Origin of the sequence: Mesorhizobium sp. M7A.F.Ca.CA.002.04.1.1 (genome assembly GCF_004022805.1) — a bacterium.
Taxonomy (GTDB): Bacteria; Pseudomonadota; Alphaproteobacteria; order Rhizobiales; family Rhizobiaceae; genus Mesorhizobium; species Mesorhizobium ciceri.
Window position 1 is genome coordinate 1 of record NZ_RZPL01000210.1, and the last position, 7,891, is coordinate 7,891.

Consider the following 7,891-nt stretch of genomic DNA (forward strand, 5'->3'; position numbering starts at 1 on the left):
GTCCCTGCAGGGCATACGACGCGCCGCCGTCATCACCGCAATTGCTGTGCTGCTTCCGATTGGAGAGAGCTCCGCCCACCTGACCAACTACCGATGGGTGATATTGCGACGTTATCGATGAGCCGCGTGTCGCCAAGCCAAGCCGCAGCAAGCAAGCGTGCCGGTCGGTCAAGGCTTGCTAACGATTGCAGGTCTGTTTCTCCGCGAAGCTCCAGGTATTCGAGCTCGCGATAGCCGGCAGCCAGAATTGCTGCACGCGCTTCATCAAGCGTAGGCAGGATGGGGGAGCCGCGTGCAAGCCGCTCGGCCGTATCGAGCAGGACCGATGCTAGTTTTGGGGCAATGGCGCGTTGGGCTGGGGAGAGCCGCACGTTACGCGACGATAGCGCAAGACCATCGGCTTCGCGGACTGTCGGACAGGGCACAATAGTGATCGGAATGTCGAGATCCCGGACCAAGCGCCTGACAAGCTGAAGTTGCTGAAAATCCTTTTCGCCAAAAAAGGCGAAGTCAGCGCCGGCCTGCAGGAAGAGCTTGGCCACGACCGTCGCCACGCCATTGAAATGGCCGAGCCGGAATGCGCCGCAAAGGCATTCGCTGATGCCGGACACTGAAACGGCCGTGGCGAAGCCCACCTGGTACATTTCCTCTGTGTCCGGCACATAGAGCAGATGCGTGCCCAGCAGAGCGAGCTTGGCAGCATCGTCGCTTTCCGTCCGAGGGTAGGCAATCAGGTCGGCGGGGCTGTTGAACTGCTTGGGGTTTACGAACAGCGTCACGATCACCCGCTCGGCCCTTTCGAGCGCCTTCCGCACGAGGCTCAGATGCCCGTCGTGCAAGGCTCCCATGGTCGGCACAATACCGATCGTGGCACCCGAGCGACGCCATTGCGCAACGACGCCGCGCAGCTCGCTCACGGTTCGAGCGATCGGCACGCTCATGTGAAGTCACCGGCCTTCAAGGCGTTGACATAGAGATGTTCGACCGCCGGAAAGTGCCGGTTCCGCATATCGGTGGCGTAAGCGGCGATTGCCGCCTCAGCCTGCTCACCGAGCTCGGCATAGCGTTTGACGAACTTCGGCCGAAATGAGGTGAAGAGCCCGAGCATATCGTGGCTCACCAGAATCTGGCCGTCGCAAGCTGGCGAGGCACCGATGCCGATGGTGGGTATGTCGATATCGGCGGTTATCTGCCGTGCAAGCTGCTCCGGTATCTTTTCCAGCACCAAGGAGAAGGCGCCAGCTTCAGTTACCGCCCTGGCGTCGCGCCTGATCCGCTCTGCATCGGCTCCCCGGCCCTGCACACGATAGCCTCCAAACGTGTTTACCGCCTGCGGCGTCAGGCCCACATGGGCCATGACAGGTACGCCGCGCGCGGTAAGGAAGCGGATGGTTTCCGCGATGGTCTCGCCGCCCTCGATCTTTACCGCTGAACAACCGGTCTCACCCATCACGCGCGCAGCGTTGCCGAAAGCGTGCTCTGGGCTTTCCTCGTAGGAACCGAAGGGCAGGTCGACGACCATCAGCGCGTGTTCAAGGCCGCGGCGAACGGCCTGTCCGTGCATGATCATCATGTCGAGCGTGACCCCCAGCGTCGACGACAGGCCGTGCAGCACCATGCCGACGCTGTCGCCGACAAGAACGATGTCGCAGTGGCGATCGAGCAGCCTCGCGACCGGCGTGGTGTAGGCCGTCAAGCATACAAGTGGCGTCTGGCCTTTTCGCGATCGAATATCTGGAGGAGTCATCCCTTTTATCTCACCAGCCGCGCTCAACCGAGGCCCCTTCCCTTACGTTACCAACAGCGGGTGTCGCGTTTGGCATATTTTTGTGCGACTGCGAAGAGCTAAAAACAGCGCTTGAGTACTCCGGTGTTGACGTGCTGGCTTCCAAGGTTACATTCAATCGATTAAGGCGCTCCGTTGGGCCAACCCGCTTTCGCAAACATGGATCCTCAGACAAGAAGAACCAAGAAAGGCAAAGCCGCCGTCAAAGCTGACGAAGCCAAAGTGGACCTGACTGCCGTCGTGGTCGCCGTAAACGACAGTGAGCCCTGTGTCCTCACAGTCGGTCATGCGGACACCCTCCCTTCTGGACCTTTTGCCCTTGAGCATCGATCACTGCAGTCGGGTTTGAGGGGGTGGGTGGAGCAGCAGACCGGCCATGCACTTGGATACATCGAGCAACTCTACACCTTCGCCGATCGCGATCGCATCGGCACTGAGCGCCACCAGCGCGTCATCTCAATCAGCTATCTCGCATTGACCAGGAAGGAACAGGCAACGAACTCGGCCGCGTGCGGCTGGCAAAGTTGGTACGAATATTTTCCCTGGGAGGACCACCGCTTCGGCACGCCGCCTGTGCTGCTCGATAGATTGCGGCCCCGCCTGATTGAGTGGGCCGGCGGCGCCAGCGAGCCGACCACTCAACGCGAGCGCCGGCAGCGCGCTGCGATAGCCTTCGGCTTCGACGACCGCCATTGGAACGAGGAACTCACGCTCCAACGCTACGAGTTGCTCTATGAAGCTGCTCTGATTGAGGAGGCCGGTGGCGGCAGGGACGCGATTGCGGCCGCGGCTGGCAAACCAATGGTCGCTGACCACCGTCGTATTCTGGCAACCGGGATCGCGCGGCTGCGTTCGAAGATCAAATACCGGCCGGTCGTGTTCGAGCTTATGCGGCCTTCCTTCACGCTGCTGCAACTGCAGCGAACCGTGGAAGCTTTGGCTGGCAGGCTGATCAACAAGCCGAACTTCCGGAGATTGGTCGAGCAGCAGGAACTTGTTGAGGAGACCGGGGAGACCTCCCTCGACACGGGCGGCCGACCGGCGAAGCTTTATCGCTTCCGGCATGCCGTCCTCGACGACAGGGCTATCGCCGGGACAAAATTACCGCTGGCGCGGGCTTGACATACTTATAGTCAAGGTAGATATATTCCCTTATTGTCAAACCGAATATAATCGAGGCGCCAATGACTGGGGCGTTACCTATGGCTGCGTCCTTGTATGAGCGTGTCCGGCGGGTGATCCCACCCGTTGAATGGCCCGCGTTCGCCGGCGATATTGAAGCCATCTTAGCGCTGAAGCGTGAGCGCAATGCGGTGGTGCTGGCGCACAATTACCAGACGCCCGAAATTTTTCATTGCGTGGCAGACATCGTCGGCGACAGCCTGGCGTTGGCCCACAAGGCGGTGACGGTCGACGCCGACATCATCGTGGTTGCCGGCGTTCATTTCATGGCCGAGACGGCAAAACTGCTCAATCCGAACAAGACCGTGCTCATCCCGGATCTCCGCGCCGGCTGCTCGCTGGCCGAATCGATCACGGCAAACGACGTGCGGCTAATGCGGCTGCGGTATCCGGGGGTCCCCGTTGTTACTTACGTCAACACTTCCGCCGCCGTAAAAGCGGAGTCCGACATCTGCTGCACGTCCGGCAACGCCAAGGCGGTGGTGGAATCGCTTGGCGTGGCGCGTGTGCTGATGCTCCCGGACGAATATCTGGCGAGGAACGTGGCAGCCGATACAGACGTCGAGATCATCGCCTGGAAAGGCCATTGCGAGGTGCATGAGCGCTTCACCGCAGCAGACATCCGGGAACTGCGCGATGCCCATCCAGGCGTCATCGTGCTGGCCCATCCAGAATGCCCACCAGACGTTGTCGCGGAGGCGGAGTTCTCCGGCTCGACCGCGGCGATGTCGGATTATGTCGAGCGTGAGAAACCGAAGCGTGTCGTCCTTCTGACCGAATGTTCGATGAGCGACAACGTCGCGGTCGCGCATCCCGACGTCGAGTTCGTTCGCCCATGCAATCTGTGCCCGCACATGAAGCGCATCAACCTGGCCAACATTCGCGCCGCACTCGAGCAGAACCGGCATGAGGTCCGGATTGATCCCGAAATTGCCGGCCCCGCCCGCCGCGCGGTCGAGCGCATGCTTTCCCTATGAGTCTGGAGGTTCGCGAAATCGCGGGGGCGCCGGTCGTCATCGGCGGCGGCATTGCCGGCCTGATGACGGCGCTTCATCTGGCGCCGGAACCGGTCGTGCTTTTGACCAACGCGCCGCTTGGAACCGGAGCCTGCAGTGAACTTGCCCAGGGCGGTCTTGCGGCAAGTCTCGGGGGCGACGACGGCCCAGATTTTCACCTTTGCGACACGATAGCTGCCGGCGACGGACTCTGCGATGAGGCCACGGTGCGGCGAGTGGTACGAGCTGCACCCGAAGCGATTAGGACGATCCAAAGGTTCGGCGTCGACTTCGACCAGCACCCTGACCGCGCGTTGCGACTTGGGCTCGAGGCGGCACACTCGCGACGGCGGATTGTGCATGCAGCCGGCGACGCCACCGGTCGCGAGTTGGTGCGCGCGCTCGTCGCCGCGGTTCGGCGTACAGCCTCGATCACCATTATCGAAAATGTGGAGGTCCGCCGGCTGGTCGTGCAGGACGGGTCGGTCATCGCCGTGGTCGCAGCAGGACGAGCCGGCGCGCTCGCTCTGCCCACGCGTCGCGCGGTGCTGGCGACCGGCGGCGTCGGCGGGCTGTTTTGCGACACGACAAACCCCGCTGGCTCATGGGGTCACGGGCTGGCGCTCGCCGCATGGGCGGGGGCGGAACTCGCCGACTTGGAATTCATACAGTTCCATCCAACTGCGCTCGACGGTCCGCGCCGGCCGATGCCGCTGGTGAGCGAAGCCGTGCGTGGCGAAGGCGCGGTGCTCATCGATGAGCGAGGAGAGCGCTTCCTCGCCGACACACCTGGCGGTGAACTTGCGCCTCGCGACGTCGTAGCGCGCGCCATTTGGCACCAGCTTGCCGTTGGACGCCGCGTATTCCTGGACGCACGGCAAAGTCTCGGCCCGAGATTTGGCAAGCGTTTTCCAGGCATCGCCGAATTGTGCCGGAGCGCAGGAATCGACCCAGCGACCGACCTGATCCCGGTGCGCCCGGCGGCACATTATCACATGGGCGGCGTCGCCGTAGACAGCGCCGGCCGCAGCTCCATCGAGGGATTGTGGGCCTGCGGTGAGGTGGCCTGTACCGGCCTGCACGGCGCCAACCGCCTGGCCAGCAACTCGCTCACCGAAGCGGCGGTCACCGCGAGCTGGGTTGCCGAAAGCGTTGCCGGCACGTCGTATACCCGGCGACCGCGCAGATGCTCCACATTCGTCCCTCCACGACCAGACGCTTCCGTGGTCCGCCCGATTGTCTCCGCCGCCCTGGGTATCATCCGCGACGGCGAGGCAATGCGCGAAGCGGTGGCGACCCTGCTGCCGATCGCAGCCAATAGTGTCGCTGCCTCTGGTCCGGCTTTGGTCTCACTGATGATCGCCGCGGCGGCCCTGAGGCGGGAAGAGAGTCGAGGCGCGCACTGTCGGTCCGATTTCCCGCTCCACGATGCCAACGTGCGCCCATCACGGCTGACACTGCACAGCGCAATGCGGGCCGCGGCCGCACTCGATTGCCGGGCTACCATACGGAGCACTTGATATGACTTCATTCTCCCCCCTCCCCGCGACCCTGATCGAACCGATTGTGCGCGTTGCGCTCCTCGAAGACCTGGGCAGATCCGGCGACCTGACCACCGATGCGGTTATCCCGTATGATTGCACTGCCACGTTGGTGCTCAAAGCGAGGCAGGCGGGCGTCGTTGCCGGGCTCGATCTGGTCTCGTATGCCTTCCTTCTCGTGGAACCGGCGATCAACATCCAGATCTGGCGCCCTGATGGCAGCGAGGTTGGGGCCGGGGAAACCATTGCAAGATTGTCCGGACCCGCACGAGGCCTGCTCACGGCCGAACGCACGGCCCTCAATTTCTTATGCCGGCTGAGCGGCATTGCCACTGCCACAGCGGCCATGGTTGAGGCCGTGCGCGGTCACAAGGCGAGGATTGTATCGACGCGAAAGACGACGCCCGGGCTGCGGGCATTGGAGAAATACGCCGTGCGCGTCGGCGGCGGTGCCAATCACCGGTTCGGCCTCGATGACGGCGTGCTCATAAAGGACAACCACATCGCGATCGCCGGCGATATGCGCACAGCAATAGAGCGGGCGCGCGCCGCAGCAGGGCATATGGTGAAGGTCGAGGTCGAGGTCGACACGCTGAAGCAGCTCGATGCAGCGCTCGCGATTGGTGTTGACGCGGTGCTGCTCGACAATATGTCGGTCGAGGATCTTGCCCGCGCGGTTTCTATAGTGGATGGCCGTACGATCACCGAGGCGTCCGGTCGGGTGATGCCGAAAACGGCGGCGGCGATTGCGGCGACCGGTGTCGATCTCATCTCCATGGGTTGGCTGACGCACAGCGCCCCGATCCTCGACATCGGCCTGGACATGCCGGACCACCAGAACATCTGCAAGCACTTGAACTGAGGATTACGGCGTGAGGAGCAACATCAGCTCGGCAGGCGTAGGAGGTGCTGGAAAGACGTGCCGCAGCTCGCCTTTAGCGAGTGCGCCCCAAAGCCAAGAAGGCGTACCGGACTAGCAAACAAAGGTTTGACGATGACGATTGGAATGAACTCGGAGTTCGACGTGAACCAGACCATGCAATCGGTCGACGGAACGCCTCCGCGATGGAACCGCAAAGAGGCCGAGGCCATCTACGGCATGCCATTCAACGATCTGCTGTTCCTGGCTCAGACGATCCACCGCCAGAACTTCGATCGAAACCGAGTGCAGCTGTCGCGGCTCCTTAGCATCAAGACCGGCGGGTGCCCCGAAGATTGCGGCTATTGCAGCCAGTCTGCGCATTACGAAACCGGTGTGAAGGCGTCGAAGCTGGTGGACGTCAAGCATGTCATCGACGAAGCGGCCAAGGCGCGTGATGGCGGCGCAACGCGCTATTGCATGGGCGCGGCGTGGCGAAGTCCCAAGGAGCGCGACATGGACGTTGTGGTCGCCATGATTGAGGGCGTCAAGGCCCTCGGCATGGAGACCTGCATGACGCTCGGCATGCTCGATCTTGAGCAAGCTGCTCGCCTGAAGCAGGCCGGTCTCGACTACTATAACCACAACATCGATACCTCTGAGCGCTACTATGGCGAGGTTATTTCAACCAGGACTTTTGCCGACCGGCTGAAAACGCTTGGGCACGTGCGCGCGGTTGGGATGAAAGTCTGCTGCGGCGGCATTGTCGGGATGGGAGAAGAAAAGACCGATCGCATCGACATGCTGGTCACGCTCGCGAACCTGCCCGAGCCGCCGGAAAGCGTGCCGATCAACATGCTTATTCCCATCGAAGGCACGCCGCTTGCCGCGGCCGACGCCATCGATCCGATCGATTTCGTCCGCATCGTTGCGCTCGCGCGGGTGATGATGCCGAAATCCTATGTAAGGCTGTCCGCCGGCAGGACGGCGATGAGCGACGAAACGCAGGCGCTGTGCTTCTTTGCCGGCGCCAATTCGATCTTTGTCGGCGACACGCTGCTGACGGCGGGAAATCCCGGCGAGGACAAGGATACCCTTCTGTTCCGGCGCCTCGGCATTGAGCCTATGGAACTCGCCACGCAATGAAGGAGGCAATTCTTGCCCGCTATGACGCAACCTTGCGGGGACTGGGGCGCAAGGACCGGTTGCGGACGCTCGCACCGCGCGCCGGGCTCGACTTCTCGTCGAACGACTATATCGGACTTGCCGCCTCCAAAAGACTGGGCGATGCGGTTTCGACGGCGATTGCGCGGGGCACGCCAGTGGGCGCCACCGGATCGCGGCTGTTGCGCGGCAATGCACCGGAACATGAGCAACTGGAGGCGGACGCAGCGGCATTTTTCGGAGCCGAGCGTGCACTGTTCTTCGGCAGCGGCTATATCGCCAACTTCGCTCTGCTGACGGCCCTGCCGCAGAAAGGCGACCTGCTGGTCCTCGACGAGCTCGCTCATGCCAGCATGCATGAGGG

The 7,891-nt window shown here is 62.5% G+C and carries 8 protein-coding genes; 6 read left to right on the forward strand and 2 right to left on the reverse strand.

What is annotated here, in order from left to right:
- Window positions 1-32: 32 nt before the first annotated feature.
- Window positions 33-941, reverse strand: a complete 909-nt coding sequence (panC, locus tag ENZ75_RS13450) for a pantoate--beta-alanine ligase (protein ID WP_063169248.1) — start codon at window positions 939-941, stop codon at window positions 33-35.
- A complete protein-coding gene (panB, locus tag ENZ75_RS13455; protein WP_063169249.1) occupies window positions 938-1,774 on the reverse strand; it encodes a 3-methyl-2-oxobutanoate hydroxymethyltransferase in 837 nt (278 codons plus the stop codon). The genes panC and panB overlap by 4 nt, the downstream gene beginning before the upstream one ends.
- Before the next feature lie 171 nt (window positions 1,775-1,945).
- On the opposite strand from panB, the gene ENZ75_RS13460 reads away from it, so the two are divergent.
- The 6 genes from ENZ75_RS13460 to ENZ75_RS13485 all read left to right on the forward strand — a co-directional run.
- Window positions 1,946-2,908, forward strand: a complete 963-nt coding sequence (locus tag ENZ75_RS13460) for a membrane protein (RefSeq protein ID WP_024505567.1) — start codon at window positions 1,946-1,948, stop codon at window positions 2,906-2,908.
- A gap of 62 nt (window positions 2,909-2,970) precedes the next feature.
- Window positions 2,971-3,945 carry a quinolinate synthase NadA gene (gene nadA, locus ENZ75_RS13465; RefSeq protein ID WP_063169250.1) on the forward strand — a complete coding sequence of 325 codons (975 nt, stop codon included), beginning with the start codon at window positions 2,971-2,973 and terminating at the stop codon, window positions 3,943-3,945.
- Window positions 3,942-5,483 carry an L-aspartate oxidase gene (locus ENZ75_RS13470; RefSeq protein WP_063169251.1) on the forward strand — a complete coding sequence of 514 codons (1,542 nt, stop codon included), beginning with the start codon at window positions 3,942-3,944 and terminating at the stop codon, window positions 5,481-5,483. The genes nadA and ENZ75_RS13470 overlap by 4 nt, the downstream gene beginning before the upstream one ends.
- 1 nt (window position 5,484) lies before the next feature.
- Entirely contained in the window at window positions 5,485-6,366 is an 882-nt protein-coding gene (gene nadC, locus ENZ75_RS13475) for a carboxylating nicotinate-nucleotide diphosphorylase (RefSeq protein WP_063169252.1), read from the forward strand.
- A gap of 174 nt (window positions 6,367-6,540) precedes the next feature.
- Complete coding sequence (gene bioB, locus ENZ75_RS13480; protein ID WP_224570943.1) at window positions 6,541-7,509, forward strand: biotin synthase BioB; 969 nt, start codon at window positions 6,541-6,543, stop codon at window positions 7,507-7,509.
- A partial coding sequence (locus tag ENZ75_RS13485; protein WP_128278136.1) for an aminotransferase class I/II-fold pyridoxal phosphate-dependent enzyme occupies window positions 7,506-7,891 on the forward strand: 386 nt, incomplete at its 3' end. The genes bioB and ENZ75_RS13485, both read left to right, overlap by 4 nt.